The 20,842-nt window shown below is 36.3% G+C and carries 23 protein-coding genes; 9 read left to right on the top strand and 14 right to left on the bottom strand.

Features of this window, described 5'->3' with window-relative positions; translation table 11 throughout:
• Positions 1 to 11: 11 nt before the first annotated feature.
• Entirely contained in the window at positions 12 to 2,453 is a 2,442-nt protein-coding gene (locus I567_RS05585; RefSeq protein WP_016251280.1) for a glycyl radical protein, read from the bottom strand.
• A gap of 186 nt (positions 2,454 to 2,639) precedes the next feature.
• Complete coding sequence (locus I567_RS05580; RefSeq protein WP_016251279.1) at positions 2,640 to 3,383, bottom strand: DeoR/GlpR family DNA-binding transcription regulator; 744 nt, start codon at positions 3,381 to 3,383, stop codon at positions 2,640 to 2,642.
• A gap of 149 nt (positions 3,384 to 3,532) precedes the next feature.
• Between I567_RS05580 and I567_RS05575 the strand changes: the two genes are divergently transcribed.
• On the top strand, positions 3,533 to 4,312 hold the full coding sequence (locus I567_RS05575) for a glycyl-radical enzyme activating protein (protein ID WP_016251278.1): 780 nt from the start codon (positions 3,533 to 3,535) through the stop codon (positions 4,310 to 4,312).
• A gap of 61 nt (positions 4,313 to 4,373) precedes the next feature.
• Positions 4,374 to 4,940, top strand: coding sequence for a TetR/AcrR family transcriptional regulator (locus tag I567_RS05570; protein WP_016251277.1), 567 nt, complete (start codon positions 4,374 to 4,376; stop codon positions 4,938 to 4,940).
• Positions 4,941 to 4,969: 29 nt separating this feature from the next.
• Here I567_RS05570 and I567_RS05565 read toward each other — a convergent pair whose 3' ends face one another.
• Positions 4,970 to 6,454: an MDR family MFS transporter gene (locus I567_RS05565; RefSeq protein ID WP_016251276.1), complete on the bottom strand. Its 1,485-nt coding sequence runs from the start codon at positions 6,452 to 6,454 to the stop codon at positions 4,970 to 4,972.
• Between the two features lie 123 nt (positions 6,455 to 6,577).
• Entirely contained in the window at positions 6,578 to 7,033 is a 456-nt protein-coding gene (locus I567_RS05560) for an amidase family protein (RefSeq protein ID WP_016251275.1), read from the bottom strand.
• Between the two features lie 1,076 nt (positions 7,034 to 8,109).
• On the opposite strand from I567_RS05560, the gene I567_RS12915 reads away from it, so the two are divergent.
• From I567_RS12915 to rplS, 3 genes are all read left to right on the top strand, one after another.
• Complete coding sequence (locus tag I567_RS12915; RefSeq protein WP_231940206.1) at positions 8,110 to 8,595, top strand: hypothetical protein; 486 nt, start codon at positions 8,110 to 8,112, stop codon at positions 8,593 to 8,595.
• Complete coding sequence (locus I567_RS05550; protein ID WP_016251273.1) at positions 8,585 to 9,280, top strand: ABC transporter ATP-binding protein; 696 nt, start codon at positions 8,585 to 8,587, stop codon at positions 9,278 to 9,280. The genes I567_RS12915 and I567_RS05550 overlap by 11 nt, the downstream gene beginning before the upstream one ends.
• A 263-nt stretch (positions 9,281 to 9,543) precedes the next feature.
• A complete protein-coding gene (gene rplS / locus I567_RS05545) occupies positions 9,544 to 9,891 on the top strand; it encodes a 50S ribosomal protein L19 (RefSeq protein ID WP_016251272.1) in 348 nt (115 codons plus the stop codon).
• A 94-nt stretch (positions 9,892 to 9,985) separates the two neighbouring features.
• Here rplS and trmD read toward each other — a convergent pair whose 3' ends face one another.
• The 5 genes from trmD to rpsP all read right to left on the bottom strand — a co-directional run bounded on the left by trmD (position 9,986) and on the right by rpsP (position 12,300).
• Positions 9,986 to 10,741, bottom strand: coding sequence for a tRNA (guanosine(37)-N1)-methyltransferase TrmD (gene trmD / locus I567_RS05540; RefSeq protein WP_026209897.1), 756 nt, complete (start codon positions 10,739 to 10,741; stop codon positions 9,986 to 9,988).
• Positions 10,731 to 11,255: a ribosome maturation factor RimM gene (gene rimM, locus I567_RS05535; protein ID WP_016251270.1), complete on the bottom strand. Its 525-nt coding sequence runs from the start codon at positions 11,253 to 11,255 to the stop codon at positions 10,731 to 10,733. Before rimM ends, trmD begins: the two co-directional genes overlap by 11 nt.
• A gap of 24 nt (positions 11,256 to 11,279) precedes the next feature.
• Positions 11,280 to 11,531, bottom strand: a complete 252-nt coding sequence (locus I567_RS05530) for a hypothetical protein (protein ID WP_016251269.1) — start codon at positions 11,529 to 11,531, stop codon at positions 11,280 to 11,282.
• 233 nt (positions 11,532 to 11,764) lie between these two features.
• Complete coding sequence (locus I567_RS05525; RefSeq protein WP_016251268.1) at positions 11,765 to 12,013, bottom strand: KH domain-containing protein; 249 nt, start codon at positions 12,011 to 12,013, stop codon at positions 11,765 to 11,767.
• An 11-nt stretch (positions 12,014 to 12,024) separates the two neighbouring features.
• On the bottom strand, positions 12,025 to 12,300 hold the full coding sequence (rpsP, locus tag I567_RS05520; protein WP_016251267.1) for a 30S ribosomal protein S16: 276 nt from the start codon (positions 12,298 to 12,300) through the stop codon (positions 12,025 to 12,027).
• 208 nt (positions 12,301 to 12,508) lie between these two features.
• Here rpsP and I567_RS05515 point away from each other — a divergent pair, with 208 nt between their 5' ends.
• The 4 genes from I567_RS05515 to I567_RS05500 are packed head-to-tail and all read left to right on the top strand — an operon-like array spanning position 12,509 to position 16,023.
• Complete coding sequence (locus I567_RS05515; protein WP_026209896.1) at positions 12,509 to 12,913, top strand: GntR family transcriptional regulator; 405 nt, start codon at positions 12,509 to 12,511, stop codon at positions 12,911 to 12,913.
• Positions 12,891 to 13,763, top strand: coding sequence for an ATP-binding cassette domain-containing protein (locus I567_RS05510; RefSeq protein ID WP_016251265.1), 873 nt, complete (start codon positions 12,891 to 12,893; stop codon positions 13,761 to 13,763). The genes I567_RS05515 and I567_RS05510 overlap by 23 nt, the downstream gene beginning before the upstream one ends.
• A 14-nt stretch (positions 13,764 to 13,777) precedes the next feature.
• Positions 13,778 to 14,899 carry a hypothetical protein gene (locus tag I567_RS05505; protein ID WP_016251264.1) on the top strand — a complete coding sequence of 374 codons (1,122 nt, stop codon included), beginning with the start codon at positions 13,778 to 13,780 and terminating at the stop codon, positions 14,897 to 14,899.
• 14 nt (positions 14,900 to 14,913) lie between these two features.
• Positions 14,914 to 16,023, top strand: coding sequence for an ABC transporter permease (locus I567_RS05500; RefSeq protein WP_016251263.1), 1,110 nt, complete (start codon positions 14,914 to 14,916; stop codon positions 16,021 to 16,023).
• 240 nt (positions 16,024 to 16,263) lie between these two features.
• Here I567_RS05500 and I567_RS05495 read toward each other — a convergent pair whose 3' ends face one another.
• The 5 genes from I567_RS05495 to ffh form a co-directional block, all read right to left on the bottom strand.
• Positions 16,264 to 17,679 (bottom strand): ABC transporter ATP-binding protein, encoded by a 1,416-nt coding sequence (locus I567_RS05495; protein WP_016251262.1) that lies wholly within the window; start codon positions 17,677 to 17,679, stop codon positions 16,264 to 16,266.
• Entirely contained in the window at positions 17,658 to 18,353 is a 696-nt protein-coding gene (locus I567_RS05490; RefSeq protein ID WP_016251261.1) for an energy-coupling factor transporter transmembrane component T, read from the bottom strand. Before I567_RS05490 ends, I567_RS05495 begins: the two co-directional genes overlap by 22 nt.
• The gene (locus I567_RS05485) at positions 18,346 to 18,945 is read right to left on the bottom strand and encodes an MptD family putative ECF transporter S component (RefSeq protein WP_016251260.1); all 600 of its coding nucleotides are present in this window, start codon (positions 18,943 to 18,945) and stop codon (positions 18,346 to 18,348) included. The genes I567_RS05490 and I567_RS05485 overlap by 8 nt, the downstream gene beginning before the upstream one ends.
• Before the next feature lie 95 nt (positions 18,946 to 19,040).
• Positions 19,041 to 19,331, bottom strand: a complete 291-nt coding sequence (locus tag I567_RS05480) for a hypothetical protein (protein WP_235426565.1) — start codon at positions 19,329 to 19,331, stop codon at positions 19,041 to 19,043.
• A 73-nt stretch (positions 19,332 to 19,404) separates the two neighbouring features.
• Positions 19,405 to 20,826 (bottom strand): signal recognition particle protein, encoded by a 1,422-nt coding sequence (ffh, locus tag I567_RS05475; RefSeq protein ID WP_016251258.1) that lies wholly within the window; start codon positions 20,824 to 20,826, stop codon positions 19,405 to 19,407.
• Between the last annotated feature and the right edge of the window lie 16 nt (positions 20,827 to 20,842).

Below are 20,842 nucleotides of genomic sequence, written 5' to 3'. Positions count from 1 at the left end.
AGTTACAAGTTTTAAATGACATGTTCAGTACGTGCAATAATATCATCTTGAGTTGCTTTAGATAAGGCATTAAAGAAAGCTGAATAACCCGCAACCCGCACAATTAAGTCACGGTGTTTTTCAGGATGTTTTTGCGCATCTAATAAAGTTTCTCTTGAGACGACATTATATTGAATATGGTAGCCTTTCAAAGTATTAAAGAAAGTACGTAATAACATAATCAATTTTTGTTTATCTTCTTCCTTGGCTAATGTTTGCGGATTCACTTTTTGATTTAAGAGCACACCACCTAAGATATCTTCCGTTGGCAGTTTAGCCACTGATTTTAAGACTGCGGTGGGGCCGTGCTGATCCATATTATGTGATGGTGAGCAACCTTCAGCTAATGGGCTCCAGGCTTTTCGACCATCTGGAGTAGCCATCGTGCCTTTTCCTTGACCAACATTTGCAGAAATAGAAGAAGTACCTGAGTAACGAATACCACCAATTGGGCCACGACCATAACGAGTATTTGGATATTTTTTGATTTCATCAATATATACTTCATAAGCATCATGAACTAATTGATCAACATAATCTTCATCATTGCCATATTTTGGCACCTCTTCAATAATCAATTCACGGATTTTTTCATTCTCTTCTCCTTGCCAATCATGAATCAACGCATCCCATAATTGTTCAGTCGTAAATCTCTTTTCTTCAAAGACAAGCTTTTTAATTGCAGCTAAAGAATCAGCTAAATTCGCAATACCAATCTGTAAAGCAGAAATATAATCATAGACGGCACCGCCTTCTTTTAAGGTTAAACCACGTGCAATACAATCATCTGTCAAAGCCGAACATAAAATATCAGGAACTTCACTTTCAATCGCTAAATCGACCACGTTTTCGACAATGACACTCATTTTGGTTAATTCACGTAAAGTCTGATCCCAAGCTTGAAGCAAATCATCAAAACTTTGCATTTGGGTAAAATGGCCATGACCTTGTGCATAACGTTTACGGCTAACAGGATCAATCCCATCATTCATCGTAATCATCAATATCTTAGCAAAATTGATATAGCTCATACCGGTACAACGATAACCCCATTTTCCAGGTACAGCTGTTTCTACACAACCAATCGCACTATAATTGTAAGCATCCTCTTCTTTGACACCAAACTTGATAAAAGATGGAATAATAATTTCATCATTGTTAAAAGCTGGCATACCAAAGCCGAGTTTCATTACTTCAATCGCTTCATTCATAAATTTCGGATTTAAATTTTTATGATAGCGCACCGTCAAATTTGGTTGTGGCAAACGTGTTTGAGCAACACTTCGCAATACTAAGAAAGATAAATCATTCACTGCATCTTTTTTATCTGTTGTCTGGCCACCAATTGTTACATTTTGGTATAAAGGACTACCTGCACTGCTGAAAGTATGGGATTGGCTACGAACTTTATTAATCGTTAGTGTTTTAATCCAAAGGTTAGTTAATAATTCAATAACTTGGTCTTCAGCTATTATTCCTGCGTCAATATCATGGCGGTAATAAGGATACATATATTGATCAAAACGACCATAAGATAAGGAATGTCCGTTCGATTCAATTTGCAAAATTAATTGGATAAACCAAACAGATTGAATCGCTTCATGGAATGTTTCAGCTTTTTCATATGGTACTTTCGCACAAATACGACTAATTTCAAGTAATTCAGCCTTACGTTTCGCATCTTGTGTTTGTACAGCTTTTTCTTTAGCTAATTGACTAAAACGCATAGCATAGCTTCTTACCGCATCAATTACAATTAACACAGCGCGGTAAAAATGATACTTATGGATATTTTCTGGTTTGGTTAAGTCTAATGCCGCTTTAGCTTTTTTCGTTCGTTCTTCAAAATCGCGTAATCCATATTTTAAGACTTTTTCGTAATTCACGGCTAAATGGGCATCTCCAGAATTCATCTTACCTTCCATACCGAAAAATCCTGATTCCATATAAACTTTTACTTCTTCTGGCAACATCGCACCGGCTCTAGCTCTTAGATTATTATTTTCCCAAAATGGCGCAATGGAACGTAATTGTTCTTTGGTTTCTTCTGTAATATAGAAAACATCGCCATCACGTTTTTCAAAAGTATCCAATTCATTCAAGACAAATTCGAGGGTGTATTCTGGAAAAATCGGTGCATCTTTATTGGATTTTGCTTGATTTCCTACAATTAAGGTCTCATCTTCAATATAAATACTCATGTGCTCCAAAATATTTTGTAACATATAAGCACGTTTCAAAAGATTAGGTTCGTTTTGATGCCGTTTATAGCTTTCAGTAGCTAAAATCGCGCGCTCTGCACAAATATAAGGCTTCTTGTCTAAAACTTCTTCACGATATTGATTCATCCGTGGGGTTAAATCTCCAAAATGTTTACGATTAACATGATCTTGCGTCGCTACAGCAGTTGACATATAAATCCCTCTTTTCTTCATTTGAAACCTTTATTGATTTCTTCCGCACACAATATAGCACATCTTTTCACAATTTGTCAAATGAAACTTTGTTAAATTACGAATGAAAGTTATAAACTTAAACCAATAAAAAAAGTCTAAGTAAAACTAGCGAAACTAGATCTACTTAGACAAAAAACATTTATTTTAGACTGTCTCAACCTGAATGTCTTGCTCATTTAAAAAGTGAATGGTTGCTTCATCAATTCCCGCATCCGTATACACATGCGAAATATCGGCAAAATTAAATTCAGAAATGACCCCCATTTGTTCAAACTTGGTGGAATCAGTAAGCACAATGGTTTGATTGGCACTTTGCATCATCGCGTTGGCAGTATCCGCTCGAGTGATATCACTACCAGTAAAACCACGTGCACGATCAAAGCCATCAATCCCAACAAATAGTTTATCTACTCGAAATTCACTGATTACTTTTTTGACAAGCGGCCCCACATTGACTTGCGAATCTTTTTGATATTCTCCACCAAGCAAAATAATTTTGACACTATCTGACTTACGCACATAAGAAGCAATAAAACAAGAATTGGTAATAATCGTCACATCATTTTTATTATATGCTAATTCTTCTGCTAGAAGTGCACAAGTCGATCCTGATTCAATCATCACCATCTCGCCATCTTTTACTAATTCAGCAGCTTTTTTAGCAATTTTACGCTTCAAGTCATAATTAATAGCCAGGCGATAATTGATATCATCTTGATTATTTAATACGGCAAAACCATGTTGGCGATGCAAAATTCCCCGACTTTCTAATTTATCTAAATCTTTTCGAATCGTGACCCGTGAGACTTTTAATAAATCAGCCAATTCATTGACTTCTATTTTTTTCTTTTCACTAACAATCGCAATAATTTCTTCTTCTCTAGTCATCAACCTCATCCTTTCTCAGGCAAATCTAGCATAACATAAACCAGCATGCCTTTCAATTTACAGATATCATATTTCGTTTGAAACAAATTATATTTACGTTTGAAGTTTATTGTGTTAAGATAAACATGAAAGAAAGAAGGGATACTATGATGCGTTCAGTTAAACAAGCTTGTATTTTCAATATTCAAAAATTTAGTCTACATGATGGTCCTGGGATTCGCTCTGTCGTATTTTTCAAGGGTTGTCCATTACGATGCTATTGGTGTGCCAATCCAGAATCTCAAAATGCCCATCCTGAAGAAATGTTTCATCCTCAAAAGAAAAAAATGCAAATAGTTGGTAAAATGCAAACAGTCGACCAAATTATGGAAGAAGTATTAAAAGACCTTCCTTTCTACCATGAATCAGGTGGTGGCGTTACACTATCCGGTGGAGAAGTCTTGTTTCAAGCTGATTTTGCCCTCGATTTACTCAAAGCCTTAAAAGCCCAAAATATCCATACCGCTATAGAAACGACTGGATATTGTAAAGCAGATACCTTTCAAGAAATCGCACAGTATGTTGATTTAATTTATTTTGACATTAAACATTATGATAACGAAAAGCATCGCCAAGGTACGGGGGTTAAACAAGATATCATCTTGCAAAATCTCAGTTATGCCATCCAGCATCATCAAATCATTGTGCGGATTCCGATTATTCCAGGATACAATGATAGCCTAGAAGATGCTAAAGAATTTGCAAAATTATTTACTTTATATGGTGTGCAAAATATTGAGCTACTTCCTTTCCATCAATTTGGTGAAAAAAAATATGAACAGCTCAACCGTCCCTATCGTCTAGCTAAGGTCAGCCAACTACATACAGAAGATCTCTTCAAACATCAAAAAATCTTTGAAAAAGCAGGAATTACTTGTCTCGTGCGCTAAAGCATTTTTTTGGTAAATTCATCCATTCTTGATATAATGAAAAAAAGAAAGGATGAACGTCATGACAACTATTGATATTCGCAGTAAAAAAACACGCCAACAAATCATCGAGGCCTTCATTACTTTATTGCATCAAAAAAGTTTAGAAAAAATCAAAATTGCCGATATAACCAATCAAGCACAAATCAATCGAGCCACTTTTTATAATTATTTTACTGATAAATATCACTTGCTAGACACGATTACTAAAGAAACCTTACTCGCTCAAATTCAAGAACAAATTCTACCAGACGAGCCTTTTTCTTTAGAGTTATTAAAGAAGATTTTCTTAATTTTGGCTGATTTTCATACCGATATGGCTAGCATCTGCAAAAAGAACTATGTCGAAGCCTTGAGTTTTTATACCAGCCCTGTATTAAGAGAAGATTTGCAACTGATTTTACAACGGGCGATTCCAAAACCATTACGCACACCAGAAAGTGAAATTTTAACCACTTCAACCAGTTGGCTATTAATCGGTATGGCCTATGAATGGAAAAAGTCGCAAAAAGTGCCAGCTGCTCTTTATTTTGATAGCTTTAAGCACCAATTCGAGCAATATGTCTTACAAATCCAAATGAGTGCATAAAAAAGAACGGTCAGCCAACCGTTCTTTTTTTATTCCTCTAATTCGCCTAATTTCACTTGATGGCGGATATAAATTTTCACACAAACCATACTGATCACTGCCAGTAAAATAGCTACGAAAAATGCTGCATGGAGTCCTTCATAAAGCACTTTTCGTAAAATCTCATGTAATCGACTCGCCACTTGATGCGCCGTTTTTGGATTGACAAATTGGTTTAACAAATCTGTGCGTCCAGCTAAATGTTGCTTATCTAATTCTTGGTTGGTCATAAAGTTAAAGATTAAACCAAAGACAGCTACCATCACCGTTTGTCCAATGGTTCTAACCAAGGTATTAAATGAGGTTGCTTCTCCCAAGTGACTTTTGGGTACAACTTGTTGTGCAGAGACCGTTGTCGAAACAATTACTATCCCCATGCCAATTCCAAAAATGAACATCAGCAAGACAAAATACCATGCGCCAATCCCCATCGGAGCGAAAAATAAACCAACCGTCGTCATAAGAATCGCCAACAAACCAAGCATGACAACCTTTTGAATAGATTGTTTGGCCATCATTTTACTGGCCACATTCGTACCTACAACCCAAAATAGTGAAATCGGTGCTAATACTAAGCCTCCAATTCCAGCAGCTAAACCTAATACACCTTGCATCCACATCGGAATATACACATCTACCCCCATTAAGATGCCACTTACCAATGCCGCAATTAAATTGACGCCAACAAATAAAGGATTTTTAAACAAACTAAATGTGATAATTGGATCTTCGGCGCGCTTTTCCACCCAGATGAATAATACAAAAAATAGCACACTAGCAATAAAGCAACTCATGACCAGCCAACCCAATCCTTGATCACTTAATAATTGGAAACCAGCTAATAAACTCAGCAAGACCAACATCAAAACAACACTACCGAAAAGATCCATTTTCTTCGTTTCACGCGCACGTTTTTCTTCATGCAAACTCATAAAAACTAAGAATAGTTGCACTAAACCGATTGGCACATTAATAAAGAAAATCCAATGCCAACCAACTGTATCAACAATTAATCCACCAGCTAATGGCCCAATCACGCTAGCTATTCCCCACATCGTTGAATTATAACCCATGACCTTTGTACGCTGTTCAATTGGATAAAGGTCCGCCAACAAAGTCAATGAAACCGGCATTAATGCACCAGCACCCATTCCTTGTAAAGCCCGCGCTAAAATCAACGTATGCATATTAAAGCTCATGCCACAGAGTGCTGAACCGATAATAAAAAGCAAAGTCCCAACCATGAAAACAGGTTTACGGCCAATTTTATCCGTTAGTTTTCCATAAATTGGGGTTAACATCGCACTGGTTAATAGATAAATCGAAAAGACCCAGTTCATTAACTCAATCCCGTGTAACGAACCGACAATGGTAGGCATCGCAGTCGTCACAATGGTCCCTTCTACCGCCGTCATGAAAGTCGCCACAAAAATTGCCACTGTCACTAGGCCCACATTTGTTTTTCGCAAAATCATAACTCCCTTCTTAAAAAAATCAACATTCCTAGCATAGCAAAAATTAGCGCAAAAATATAGTACAACGACCTTTTTCTTAAAAGATTAGTCGCTGTACTAAAACAAATTATGATTGTAAAACTCTTAGCTTCGTCGCTTGTTCAAAAGCATAGCCAATTTGCAGCAAGGTAGCATCTTCCTCTTTAAAATATTCTCCTTAAAGGTGATTGGTATACCAAATAATGGGTATTTATTGTAGTCTATCGTTGCCTTTTGTTCATCACATTTACGTGCCTGTTCGATAGCTTGCGGATGAATCTCAGAAATTGCATTCATTCCACCTACTAAGATATCGGTTTCTAACATCCGAAATAGGTAAAAGGCGGTTAAATCTTCATAGCTAAATTTTCCTGCTTGAATTGCTTGTTGCAGTTCCGGAATTGATTTTTCGATAATTTCTGGTGCAAGTCGATGTAAGTAAGCAACATCTTGACCTACTAACTGTTCCTTGATTTGGCTAACCAAACGCTCACTTTCATATTGAATACGTTCTTGTGGCGCTTCATAATCAACCGTAATTTTTTCCATTACCTCACTCATGACAACAACCTCATTTTATCTTTTTTTCATATTGTAGCAGTGTTTTTCCCTGCTTACGAACCAAATGACTACTTGATTTATCACCTTGACAAAGTTTTTTTAAGCGTTTACGATAATTACAATAAAAGAAAAGGAGAAAACAGATGAAACGATATCTTTTAGACATTTTTATCACTAGTTTGTATTTCGAAAAAAATCACTTAGCTAGTCAAAAAGCAATGGATAAAATGTTATATCTAATACATCTTCTAAACAATTTATTGATTACCCCGATACTATTTAGTCTTTTCAGCTATAGTATCAAAGAAAAATATGCATACTTCTCCTTACTCTTCTTATTGCCGATTTGTTTACTACTAGTTGGATTAAAAGAAAGTACCCTCACTCTTCAAAATGAAAAAAGAAAATACTCGCTGTATAACCTTGGGCTTTCTTTTAAACAAATTCACTTTGCGATTGACTGGGCGCTTAATTATACAAAAATAATTGGTTTGTCGCTTTTTACTTATCTCTTTTTTATATTTCATTATGCTAAATATCAGCTCAATTTTAGCTACTTATTCATTGAGCTCATACTTTTAGTCAGCGTAATCTGTATTCGACCTATACTTTTAAAACCAAAATGGCAAAGTCTAGATTTCTTAGGCAGATACCTAATCAACTATCCTACTTTGGTGATTATTTTTTCAAGTATTTCGCTTTTCAAAAAAATTTTGACCACAACGCTACATGTCAAGATATGGATAGTTTTAATGATAATCATGATAGGCATCTTACTTTTGAGTTATCGAATCCTAAAAAACAAAATCCAATTACGATTCAATCAGAGCTCGCTATTTCTTGAATTTTCGATTCTTATACATGAATCTCACGTAACGATTTCTGCTTTTCTTTTCATGGTCCTAGTCCTACCTGGTCTTTTAATATATTTTGCCTTTGAAGTAAGCCGAAATTATAGCTACCTTTTTAAAGACAGTATCCGATATTGTATACTATTTTGGTTACTATTTACAGCTATCGGTAGCAATAACTCTTTTTTATCTACGTTGACAAGCTTTGATTTAGAAGCAAAACGGATGATTCAACTCCAGCATTTTGGTCACTTTTTACAAGAAAAATTTATACGAAAATTACAAATCAATTATCTACTCCATTTCTTTTGTGATGCTATCTATTTTTTAGTTTTTCTGAGTATGATTCCAGAAAGTTGGACAGTAAAATTAATGATTGTTATTTTAGTGCTTCCTTTTGCATTAGTCATATTACCAGCTAGTTATCCGATTGCCACTTCAATCTACCCAAACTTTTTTAGAACCGGTCCATTTTATAATCGACCAACGATAAAAGCGATTCTTATAAATGTTATCGGTATTCTTTTATTTGAACTCATCAATTTAGTTGTCTTGTTTCAATTGCACCAGCCTAATGCCAACGTTTATTTGCTACTTACTTTCTGGGCACTATTGCATTTGATAGGAATCTTTCTGACTATTTTGGCCATTTATCTAACCAAAAAACATTTAACACATTTTGTAGAAAGGAATAGTAACCATGTCGCATAATCATTTAGAAGTAAAAAACTTAAACTATAGCTATCCCAACCATACTTTTGCCTTAAAAAATATCCAAATGTCGTTAAAATCTGGATATATTTATGGCTTAGTAGGTAAAAATGGCGCAGGAAAAACCACCTTATTAGATAATTTAGCTGGCTACTATTCTGCAAGCTATCCTTATCTTCTGTATAATAATGAACCTTTTACTCATGAATTAATCAAAAATAATTTAGGCTATCTCGAAACCAACTTATTATTATATGATTACTTGACGATTGATGAAAATATGAGATATATCTGTCAAATTAGAAGGCTGCGATATCCTAGTGACGAAATGGATCACCTAATAGAACACTTTGAATTGACTCCCTTCTTAGACCGACCATTGAATCAATTATCAAAAGGAACGTTGCTAAAAGTGCATTTGATTATGACTCTTATTCACCAACCGGCAATTCTTTTATTAGATGAACCATTTGATGGATTAGATCCTACACAAGTCAAAAATCTACAAGAGCTATTGATAGATTATGCCCATCAAGGAAAAATCGTTCTGGTTTCTTCCCACGTTTTAGCTTATCTCACTGACTTATGTAATGAAATTTTTTATATGCAAGAAGGAAGGATAACCGCTGACTTATCTTATCGGGAATTTCCATTATTAACTGATTTCTTTCAATTAAACGATTAATATACGACTATCTATTTTTTCTTTTCTTGATACTTATCACTTAAACTTTTACTTCTCAAACCGTTTTTTTCAATACTCTCACTGATTATTTCTGAAACAGCCTAGAGATTTTCAAAAAAACATCTGTCTGACAAGAATTTTCTCTTTACAGCACTGCGCAAAATATGTTAATATACTTTTTGAGCGTGTTTGCTCGTTAATTACGATATTCCGCTGGGGCCTTATAAAGTCTTAAGAATATTTGGTATAAGGAGAAAGAAGAAATGAATCCATTAATTCAAGAATTAACTCAAGAACAATTACGTTCAGACATCCCAGCATTCCGTCCTGGTGATACTGTACGTGTACACGCAAAAGTTGTGGAAGGTTCACGTGAACGTATCCAAATTTTTGAAGGTGTAGTAATCAAACGTCGTGGTGCTGGCATTAGCGAAACTTACACAGTACGTAAGATTTCTAACGGTGTTGGTGTTGAACGTACATTCCCATTACACACACCTCGTGTAGCTAAAATCGAAGTAGTACGTTACGGTAAAGTACGTCGTGCGAAACTTTACTACTTACGTGCATTACACGGTAAAGCAGCTCGTATTAAAGAAATCCGTCGTTAATTTATCGACACAAACCACTTGCCCATTTGGTGAGTGGTTTTTTTCTTTTTACAGCAAAAAACAAACGGATAGTCTGCCTACCCGCTTGCCTTCTTTATTCTTCAATATCTTTTTGTGCTTCTTCTTGTTTGACCTCAGCTAGTAGTTTAGCCATTTGTTTGGTTAAATCCAATTTTTCAAGCATATCTGGACGACGTAAATAGGTTCTGCGCAATGATTCTTTTAATTGCCATTCTTCTATTAATTTATGATTACCATTCGTTAAGACAAACGGTACCTCCATCCCCTTGAAATTCGCTGGTCGGGTATATTGTGGATGCTCTAATAACCCGGTCGAATGTGAATCCGTTTGAGCAGAAGTTTGATTGCCTAAAACATCTGGCAATAAGCGGACTGTAGCATCAATCATTACCATCGCCCCGAGTTCGCCCCCGGTTAGCACATAGTCCCCTAAAGAAACTTCATCCGTCACTAAAGTTCGAATACGTTCATCATAGCCTTCATAATGACCACAAATAAAAACAAGCTGCTCCTCTTTAGAAAATTCTTCAGCCATTTTTTGATTGAAGGGTTTTCCCGCCGGATCAAGTAAAATAATTCGCTTCTTGACATCCGGTGTTTGTGCTTCAATCGCCTTTAAATTATCATAGATGGGCTGAACCTTCAAAAGCATGCCCGCACCGCCACCATATGGATAGTCATCAACGGTTTGATGCTTGTTGTCTGAATAATCACGGAAATTATGCACATGAAGCTCTAACAAATCCTTCTCTTGGGCCTTCCCGATAATCGATTCACCTAAAGGATTGGTAAACATATTTGGAAAAAGAGTTAAGACATCAATCCTCATCATCCATCAACCCTTCTAACAATTCCACTTTCACAAAGCCTTCTGCGACATTAATCTCTTTTACTACTGGCTCAATATATGGCAACAAGAAATCTTTCTTCCCTGGACGTTTGACTACCCACACATCATTCGCACCTGGAGATAAAATTTCCTGAACCTTCCCGATTACTTCACCCTTTTCATCAATGACACTTAATCCGATAATTTCATGGTAGTAAAATTCACCTTCAGCTAATTCAGATAAATCCTCACTTGAAACTTTTAAAATGCCATCGCGAAAAGCTTCTACTTGATTGACATTCGTATAGCCCTCAAAAGTTAATAAGTCAAAGTTTTTATGCTTACGGTGACTGGTAATCGTTAGTGTCAACGGCTCATGCTTAGCCCTAAATAAAGTGAGTTGATTGCCGACTTGATAACGCTCTTCTGGAAAATCTGTCTGGGAAATCACGCGGACTTCTCCTCGGATACCATGCGTATTCACAATCTTACCAACATTGTAAAATTCCGTCATTACTCTCATTCCTTTCTTACTATTTTAAATATATTGCGAAACAAACTGTCTTATTTTTTCTAGTCCATGATTCAACCAATCTTTGAAAGTCTGTAAATCAATGAGTTTAGGAGAACCTGACTTTAATTGCTGGACCATCGTCATCCATTCACTCTGATAAACCCAAAGTAAAAAGAGGATGATGATCAAAAATAGTAATTTCAGCAATTTAGATTTGACTTTGAATAAAGCAATGAAAAGACACACAACCACAAAACACATAATCCAAAAATCCATCAGTATCCCTCCTCATATCCTTCATCTTGTCCCGGCTCACATCCTTGTAATAATCTGTGTTCGCCGGGAAGCTCCTGTGCATCTAAGCCGGCCTGTCTAGGAAAATCTTAAAATATGGTGGATTTTCCTGACATTCCGGAAAACCTTAGCTGCTTGGAGCTGATCGTCCCGGCTCACATCCTTGTACTAAAAAAGACTAGAACTTATTGAGTCCCAGTCTTTTCTTTTCATCATTACTCTTTGCCGTCTAAGATATTTAAACGAACCTTCTTTGGACCATTTACACGTACACTGTAAACAATAGTACGAATGGCTTTTGCTACTCGACCTTGTTTGCCAATGATACGACCAATATCTTCTGGTGCAACGGTCAAATTGTATTCAATAAATTCTTCTGACTCAGACACTTCCAATTGGACTTGGTCAGGCTGAGTAACTAATGGACGAACGATTGTTAAGACTAAAGCTTGCAAATCTTTCATATCCATTCACCTTATTTCTTAGCAAATTTAGCTTCATGATGTTTCTTCATAACGCCTTCTTTTGAAAGGATGTTACGAACAGTATCAGAAGGTTGTGCACCTTTTGATAACCAATCAAGTACTAAATCTTCTTTGATTGTTACTTCTGCAGGGTCTTTCAATGGGTTGTAAGTACCTACAGTTTCAATAAAACGTCCGTCACGAGGAGAACGTGAATCAGCAACTACAATACGGTAGAAAGGAGCTTTTTTAGATCCCATACGTTTTAAACGAATTTTAACTGCCATGTTAATTAACACCTCCATAATTTTTAATCACATGTGCTAGTTTAACAGTTTTTGCTCACGGTGTAAAGAGTTTTTTCTTTACAGCTTAAAATTTTTTCATTAAATTTTTTTCATTTTTGAAATAGCGTCCTATTGACTGTATTAAGTGTACTAGTTATAATAGTACACGAAGGACAGTGAAAATAGATAGAAAGGAGCAAAGCAGATGATGTTAAGTATCGACAAAACGAGCAGCAAACCCTATTATGAACAGCTTGTCTTATCTGTAAAAGAAAGTGTCATACAAGGTGTTTTACAACCAGGCGATCAACTTCCCTCGGTTCGTGAAGCTGCCAAACAACTCTTAATGAATCCTAATACTGTTAGTAAAGCCTATAAACAACTAGAAGCTGAACAAGTCATCGTCACAGTCAAAGGCAAAGGGACATTTATCAAAGAAACACAAGACTTACCAAAAGATACTTACAAGATTCAACAACTGAAAAGTCAACTTTATAATTTCATGATTGAAGCACGGCATCTGAAAATAGAGAATCATGAAATCTTACAATGGATTGACGAAATTACCACCGAGTTAGGAGGAGCAGAAAATGAAAGTCACGAATCTATCTAAAACGATTGACCAAAAAGAAATATTACGCAATATCCACTTTGAATTAACTCCTGGAGAAATCGTTGGCTTAGTTGGACGCAATGGCTCAGGAAAAACCACCCTTTTTCGTACCCTAAGCAATCAATACTTAGCAGATACAGGAGAAGTTTGGATTCATGGGGAAAATATTTTTGAACAACCGCAATATAAAACTGAACTATTCTTTATTGATGAAAAGGAAAACTTCTTCAATCCTTATTCATTGAAAAAAATTGCTGGATTCTATCAATTGAGTTATCCGAAATTTGATCTCGATTTATTTACCCAGCTAATGAACGCTTATCAGTTGCCATTGAATCGGACCTATCAACGAATTTCTAAGGGGATGCAAAAATTATTCTTACTTATTTTAGCAATGAGTTCTAAGGCTACTTATATTTTACTTGACGAACCTTTTGATGGCCTAGATTACTTAGTGAAAAAACAAATGGTGGAACTCTTGTTAGATGCCATCAGCAATGAACCAATTAGTATCTTAGTCTCTTCGCATCAACTCAATGAGCTAGAACCGATTATCGATCGCGTACTATTTTTGAGCCAACACACCATTACTCAGGATTATCAATTAGAAAGTTTACGGGAAAAGGCGCGCAAACTTCAACTGGTCTTTAAAGTCAAGGACATTCCAGAACTCGTCAAACAAAATTCTAAAGCGATTGATATCCAAGGGCGTGTCATTGTAGCACTATTTGAAAACTATACCGATGAACTGGCGACTCAACTCAAAGCACTCGAACCACTTGTCATGGAAGAACTACCTATTCAATTAAGCGATGTCTTTGAAGCCAATCTCAGAAATGAAAAAGTCTAAGGGGTGAAACGATTATGCTATATAAAATTTTTTGGCAACGCAGCAAATGGATTATCCTCTTTGCTAGCCTAGTCATTTTTGCTAGTTTTGCCTTTTCTAGTCTAAGCATTGTCTATAACTGGCAAGATAGTAGAAACTTTTATCAATCAGAAGCATTCAAGAAAGATTTTGATTCCTATCCAAAAAATTACGTGAAAGATGAAAATAAATATCGGGCGAGCAAGCATCAAGCAGCCATTCGACAAAAATATAGTGATCGTCAACTCATGGTGCATTCAAAGAACAGTCCCTTATACACTACGCAAACGCAGATTTTTAACGATTCACCTTCCAATGTGTTTTATTTCCAAACCAATGTACAACTCGGACAAGCTGAAAAAGTCGTCCTATTTCTATTGTTAGGATTTGCTGTATTCTTCTTAGATTTGAAATTACATTTTAATCAATTTCTTTTTGGATTAGGCATAAAACGTTCGAAAATCTTTTGGAAAAAGGTGCTTTTTTATACGGGAATTCTCTTTATCGTCACTTTATTGAGCAACTATTGCGCACTAGGAATCATCGGTGCAAACATTCCGGATAAATATCTTGATTTTACATGGACGCAATTTTTATATAGTGGCTTCAGTTGCACAATGAGCTATCTATTTATCTTTATCATTGGATTATTATTTGGTGTTGGATTAGGAAATTTATTCTTTGCGCCACTTTCACTTGTTCCCTTACTTTTCTATTTTGTTTTTTATCAAGAAAAACTTAGCTATCTAAAAGAAGAATGGTTCGACACTTGGCAACTCCTACCAAGCTTTTACGGGAGCCATCCAATGTTAATCGTCTTCACGATACTAGCTTCTCTCAGCTTATTAGCCCTAGGATGCTATAGTTTTAACCGGACAAGTCTTGAAAATAGTAGCGAGTTTCTATTGGTCAAAAAGCTAAGATTACCAATCTATCTACTGATGATTGCAAGCTCTGTTTATCTTGCTGCAAGAACCAGTTTCTTAACACTTAAAACTTGGCAAGACTTGAAAATTTTTGTTGTTATCACCTTATTTTGTACAGTAATTGCAACGATATTTGTCTATTTCCAAACAATGCTTAAATGGTGGCAGAGATATCGTGAAAATAAATGGTAAAGGAGGAGATTTTGATGCTCTATCGCTTACTGTGGCAAAAATCAAAAGTACTCTTATTATTATTTAGTTTGTTGGCTATTACTTTTTTGGCCTCAAACACACGCTCAAATATTGTAGGGTGGCAAGGGAGCTATGATTTTTTTTATTCTGATTATTTTGCTAAAGGTTTTAAAGCGAATAATTATTACCTATATGAATCAAATGGTAGCCAAAAGAAAGTCTCTTTAGAAAACTATCGAACGCATCTGTTAGAAGTGAATCCGAAGAAAAAAAGTTTTCCCTATACCTCCACTCTTTTAGGAAGAGAACGTCTCTATTTTCGTTACGATTCTCTTTCTAAGAAAAATTTACTATGTATTTTTCTCGTTCTAGCCTTTGGTTTTAGTATGTGTTTTTGGGACTTGAAGAGTAAATTTAATACCTTCCTCTTTAGCTTACAATACAGCAGAAAGCAGCTATTCAGAAGTAAATTTATTCTTTATAGTTTATTTTTGCTAGGAACCATTTTCATTGGAAGTGCGCTTGCTGAGGGGATGATTTATTTCTCAATTCCTGAAAAATATATTCATTGGGATTGGTTGCAAACACTATATGCCATTTTTAGTTGCTGCCTTTCCTATTATTTCCTTTTTGTGATTGGGGTTTTCTTAGGCGTAATCTTAGGCAATTTATTCACTGGGCCAATGATAATAGCATTTGTATCCTTGCTTTATACACTCTTTCAACAAAGCATTGTCTTTTATCCGCACTGGGAAGATTGGCTTGGCACGGCTGTACATGATGCCGCCTTTAACGGGATGCATCCAAAACAAATCATCCTTTATACCTTACTCATCGCAGCATGCCTTTTTTTAAGTAATCATTACTATCAACGCTTAAGTCTTGAAACAAATGGACAATTTTTACAATTTAGTCATTTAAAATTGCCAGCATTTCTCACGATGTCTATTGCGACAACGTTGATTATCATTAGCTATATTCGAGTAAGTAGTTATATCACCCATTTAGGAGACTATATCTATTTATTTATACTATTTCTGCTAATCACTATGCTTTCTGCCGTTATCGTATACTATCAAACTTGGCTAAATAGATGGGCAATGCGTAAAGAAAGAAATACTTAATAATGGGAAGTGTCAAAATGAAGAAGACAAAGAAGTTAGCCTTACTTTTACTATTTTGTATTTTAATACTATTTTTCTACTTGCATTTCAAGGAAAGTCCTCCACCAATGATAAAAGATTGGTGGAGGAATATGTGAATGCAAATGCTAATAATAAACAAGGAATAGAGAATTGGCATTTTCTAATAAAGTAAGCGATTATCTATCCTTTCTACTGATAGACAATCGCTTAATGAATGCTTTATGCAGATGTGATACGTCCCTTCTCTAGCTTAAGGATGCAATCACAGGTCTGGCTTAAAAATGGTTGATCATGGCTGATAACCACGATTAAGACTGGATAATTTTGTTGGATAAATCTTAATTGCTGGCTGACTTGCTGCATCTGAAGCGCATCTAAACCACTCGTAGGCTCATCAAAATAAAGACAAGACTTTCCTGATAGCAAAGCACTGGCGATGGCAACGCGTTGTTTCTCCCCTCCAGATAAACTCTGCGGATGTCGGGACAATAGTTGTTCTAATCCAAAAGCTGCCACTATTTCATCGTAGCATGCTAGCCTTTTTGCTTGAAAGGTCAGCTCTTTTGCTACAGTTTCAAAAAATAATTGCAAACTCACTTCTTGACGGACAAGAAAACTTTGCGCCAACAAGTCTTTTGCGCGCATCAATTGACCGTTTAAAGTAATTCGACTTTGCTTAGCCTTTAGCAATCCGGTTAACAACTGTACTAGAGTGGATTTACCCGCACCATTTTCACCGACGAGTCCGATGATTTGGCTGTTATCCAACGTCAATGAGGGAATAGCAATTTGCTTTTCTTTTTGCTTTGGATAGGCAAAGAAGAGATTTTCTAGCTGTAATTGAATGGTCGCTTCTTTCTTTTCCATTTGTAAGGTTAGCTGGTTTACCGCAGCTTGCCAATGTCGTAAACCAAATCCAGCCAATCCGTTTGCGGAATAAGTTTTTAATTCTGCAGCGGATAATTCTTGCTTTAGTTGACCATTTTCTAATACGTAGATGCGATCAATCAAATCTAAACAGTAATCTAAACGGTGTTCTACCAATACAAGAGCGACACCCGAGCGTTTCAAATGTTTTAACGTCTGCTTTAATTTGGCCAATCCAGTTTTGTCTAAATTGCTGGCAACTTCATCCAAAAACAAAATTTGGCAAGCTGGCAACAAACTACTAGCGAAAGCAACAGTTTGCTTCTGTCCACCTGACAATTGATATAAAGGTTGCGCTAAAAATGCCTCAATCTCAAAAAAGGTAGCGACTTGCTGGATTTTCTCTTGCATCATTTCCCGCGAAAGTCCTAAATTTTCCATCTTGAAGGCTAACTCACTTAGGACCTCACTGGTAAAAAATTGGGATTTAGGATTTTGAAATACGCGACCGATTTTCTCCGCATGACTAGGAAAATCACTGATTGGAAATTGTTGACCTAACATTTGTCCTTGACCAGCCAGTTGCCCTTCAAATAATTCTGGAACCAATCCACTTAAAACATTCAAAAGGGTTGTTTTGCCACTTCCGCTTTTTCCGCATATCAGTACACATTCACCTGGAGAAAGTTGAAAATCAATTCCTTTAAGCAGACACTCCTGATTAGGTGTATGGTATTCTAGATTCTTTAAATCAATGAGTGCAACCATAATTGACCTCCAATCATTCCTAGTCCAATTAGGAATAGTAAATAATCTAACATTTTCAAACGAATAGGATAAATACTCGTTTTGGGATTGGTATTTTGAATACATCGAATGAGACTGCTACTGGATAAATCCATAATGACTTGCTCACTGGAAGAAAGTAACGGAATAACAAAATACTCAAAAAACTGCCATGGATGAAAGAGTATCTGACGCCAGTTTTGGGCTAATCCACGATATTTCAAAGATTGCGCAATTTGTTTACCTTCTTGAATAAATGTCGGAATGAATCGAATACAAACCACCAGTGGAATAAAGAGAAAATTGGGCATCTTCATCTTCGCCATCGCCGCCTGCCACTTCCCCATTGATTGACGGTCCATCGCCAAACTCATCGTCATAAAAAGTGGCAACATACGTGCAAAACCAATAGCTAAAAAGTCGCGAATCAGCGCTAATATTGGATGGCGGATAGCTATAGGCAGTACAAAGACAACAAAGATGAGTAAGTAGCAGAGAACTTGGCGATATTTTCCTATAAGTAATAGCGCACCTGCCACAACGCCAAAGAAACAATACTGCACACTTAGCTGAAAAGGAAAGATTAAAAACAAGCTTGCCAATAAGACATAAAACAAACTAACCCGAGGATCAATGGATAACGATTTTTTATTCATAAATCTGTCCAAAACGAGTAGCAAAATGTTTTTGATACAAACGAAAAGCAAACGAAATGCCAACAATACTACCAATGAATATCGCTAACAGACTCACAATAAACATCTGTTGGGTCACATGTTCAAATACGAAATGAATATACTTTTGATCTTTTCCTCGAGCAAGTAACGCATCAATGTAAGCTTGACGCATAAACCAAAGTGGCAAAAGCGGTCCAACTAAACCATAACTAAATACGGTATAACTTAGCATCGTTCTTATCTTGATTGGCAAATTCGTTTTAAATTGAATGAAATCCGCCAAAATGGCCGCAACAATATTTGGTAAGAAAGCTAGAGGAAAATGGCCCGTCATTAAAAATAATAGGCCAATCACACTACCCATAATTGAAATAGCACCAAAACGTTGAACTTTAGCAATTAAAATTAAATAAATCAATCCAGTAAATAACGCGGTCACACCAGGAAGCAATAAATTATGAAAACCAGGAATCGTAAAGCGCAAAACGAGTAAGCAAAGTGCCATCAAAATAAAATATAACGCTGTATAAATCCCGGTTGCAATCAAATGTTGTATTTTTAATCTTTGCATAAAAAAACTCCTTTCAATAAGATAAATTCATTGTAACGAATAATCAGGCACAATGCAAAAAAAATAAGTCTAGTCATAAACTAAACCCCAATAAATTATCGAATAAAAGAACTTGGCAATACCGCACCTAAATAGTATTTCCAACGATATTTTAGAAGTAATTTTTTCAAGTATTGTAATTCCTTATAACTTTGATGGCTTTGAGCAGCCTTTTCCTCTGTCAGATATAAGCGATACGCAATCAAGCTAATGCGTTCTTGGTTGTTTGTTAGTTTTTGAGCCGCCTCAAAAAATGCTTGTTTTTCTACTTGCGAAAGTGGATAAGTGGGTTGCTTGTAGATTTCATGGATGAGCTCATATAATCGTTTCGCTTTTGGTTTCAACACATCCTCCTTTTTTAACGAATAAGAAGATAATAGCCACCAGTTTAGTTGAACGACTGGTGGCTATTCTGTCCGTTTATTTACGTTTTTTCTTCTTTTTCTTTTTATTCTTCTTAATCATGCGGTTCATCGCCATTTTCCCCAATTTCCCTTTAATGCCTCCGCCAAACATTTGGTCCATACCTGGCATATTAAAGTTACCATTGGTCATTTGTTTCATCATTTTTTGGGCTTCTTTAAACTGCTTAATCATGCGGTTGACTTCGACCACACTATTTCCTGATCCAGCAGCAATTCTTCGACGACGACTTGGATTGAGTAAGTCAGGATTTTCACGCTCTTGGGGAGTCATGGACATCACAATGGCTCTTTGTCTAGCAATTTGTTTTGGATCCACTTTTAGATTTTCGATTCCTGGCATGGTGCTCATCCCTGGAATCATCTTCATCAAATCTTCTAACGGTCCCATACTCATCACTTGATCTAGCTGCTCGATAAAGTCATTAAAGTCAAAGCTATTTTCCTTCATCTTACGGGCTAGTTCTTCCGCTTTTTTCTCATCGTAATCTTGTTGGGCTTTTTCAATTAAGGTTAATAAATCCCCCATACCTAAGATACGACTAGACATACGGTCAGGGTGGAATACTTCAAGGTCTGTTAATTTTTCACCAGTACCAGTAAATTTAATCGGCGCACCCGTAACTGAGCGAATGGATAATGCTGCACCGCCACGAGTATCCCCATCAAGTTTGGTAATAATCACCCCGGTAATGCCTAGCTGTTGATTGAAACTATCCGCTACAGTCACCGCATCTTGACCGGTCATGGCATCAACAACTAAAAGAATTTCATTTGGTTGGGCGATTTCTTTAATTTGTTTTAACTCATCCATCAAAGTTTCATCGATATGCAGACGTCCGGCCGTATCGATTAACACATAGTCATTGCGTTTTTCACGGGCAACTTCCATCCCTTGACGTACAATCTCAACAGGTGAAACCTCAGTACCCATCTCAAAAACAGGCACTTTTAACTGTTCGCCTAAAACTTTTAATTGATCAATCGCAGCTGGTCGATATACGTCACCTGCAATCAGTAATGGACGCGCTTTTTCATTTTTGATTAAATGATTGGCTAATTTCCCTGTGAAGGTTGTTTTACCAGCCCCTTGTAACCCGACCATCATAATAACTGTAGGAATCTTTGGTGACTTGATTAATTCAGCCGTTTCAGAACCTAACATCTTCGTTAACTCTTCATCAACGATTTTCACAACTTGTTGCGCTGGGGATAAGCTTTCTAAAACTTCTGCCCCAACTGCCCGCTCGCGAACATTTTTCGTAAATTCTTTCACGACTTGTAAGTTCACATCGGCTTCAAGTAAGGCCAAACGAATCTCACGCATCATTTCTTTTACATCGGCTTCGGTTACTTTCCCTTTGCGACGTAATTTACTCATCGCATCTTGTAATCTCTTCGTTAAACTTTCAAATGCCATAAAAAACTCCTTATCT

Origin of the sequence: Enterococcus cecorum DSM 20682 = ATCC 43198 (assembly GCF_000407565.1) — a bacterium.
Classification (GTDB): Bacteria; Bacillota; Bacilli; order Lactobacillales; family Enterococcaceae; genus Enterococcus_E; species Enterococcus_E cecorum.
This window is presented reverse-complemented; position numbering and strand designations above follow the sequence as displayed.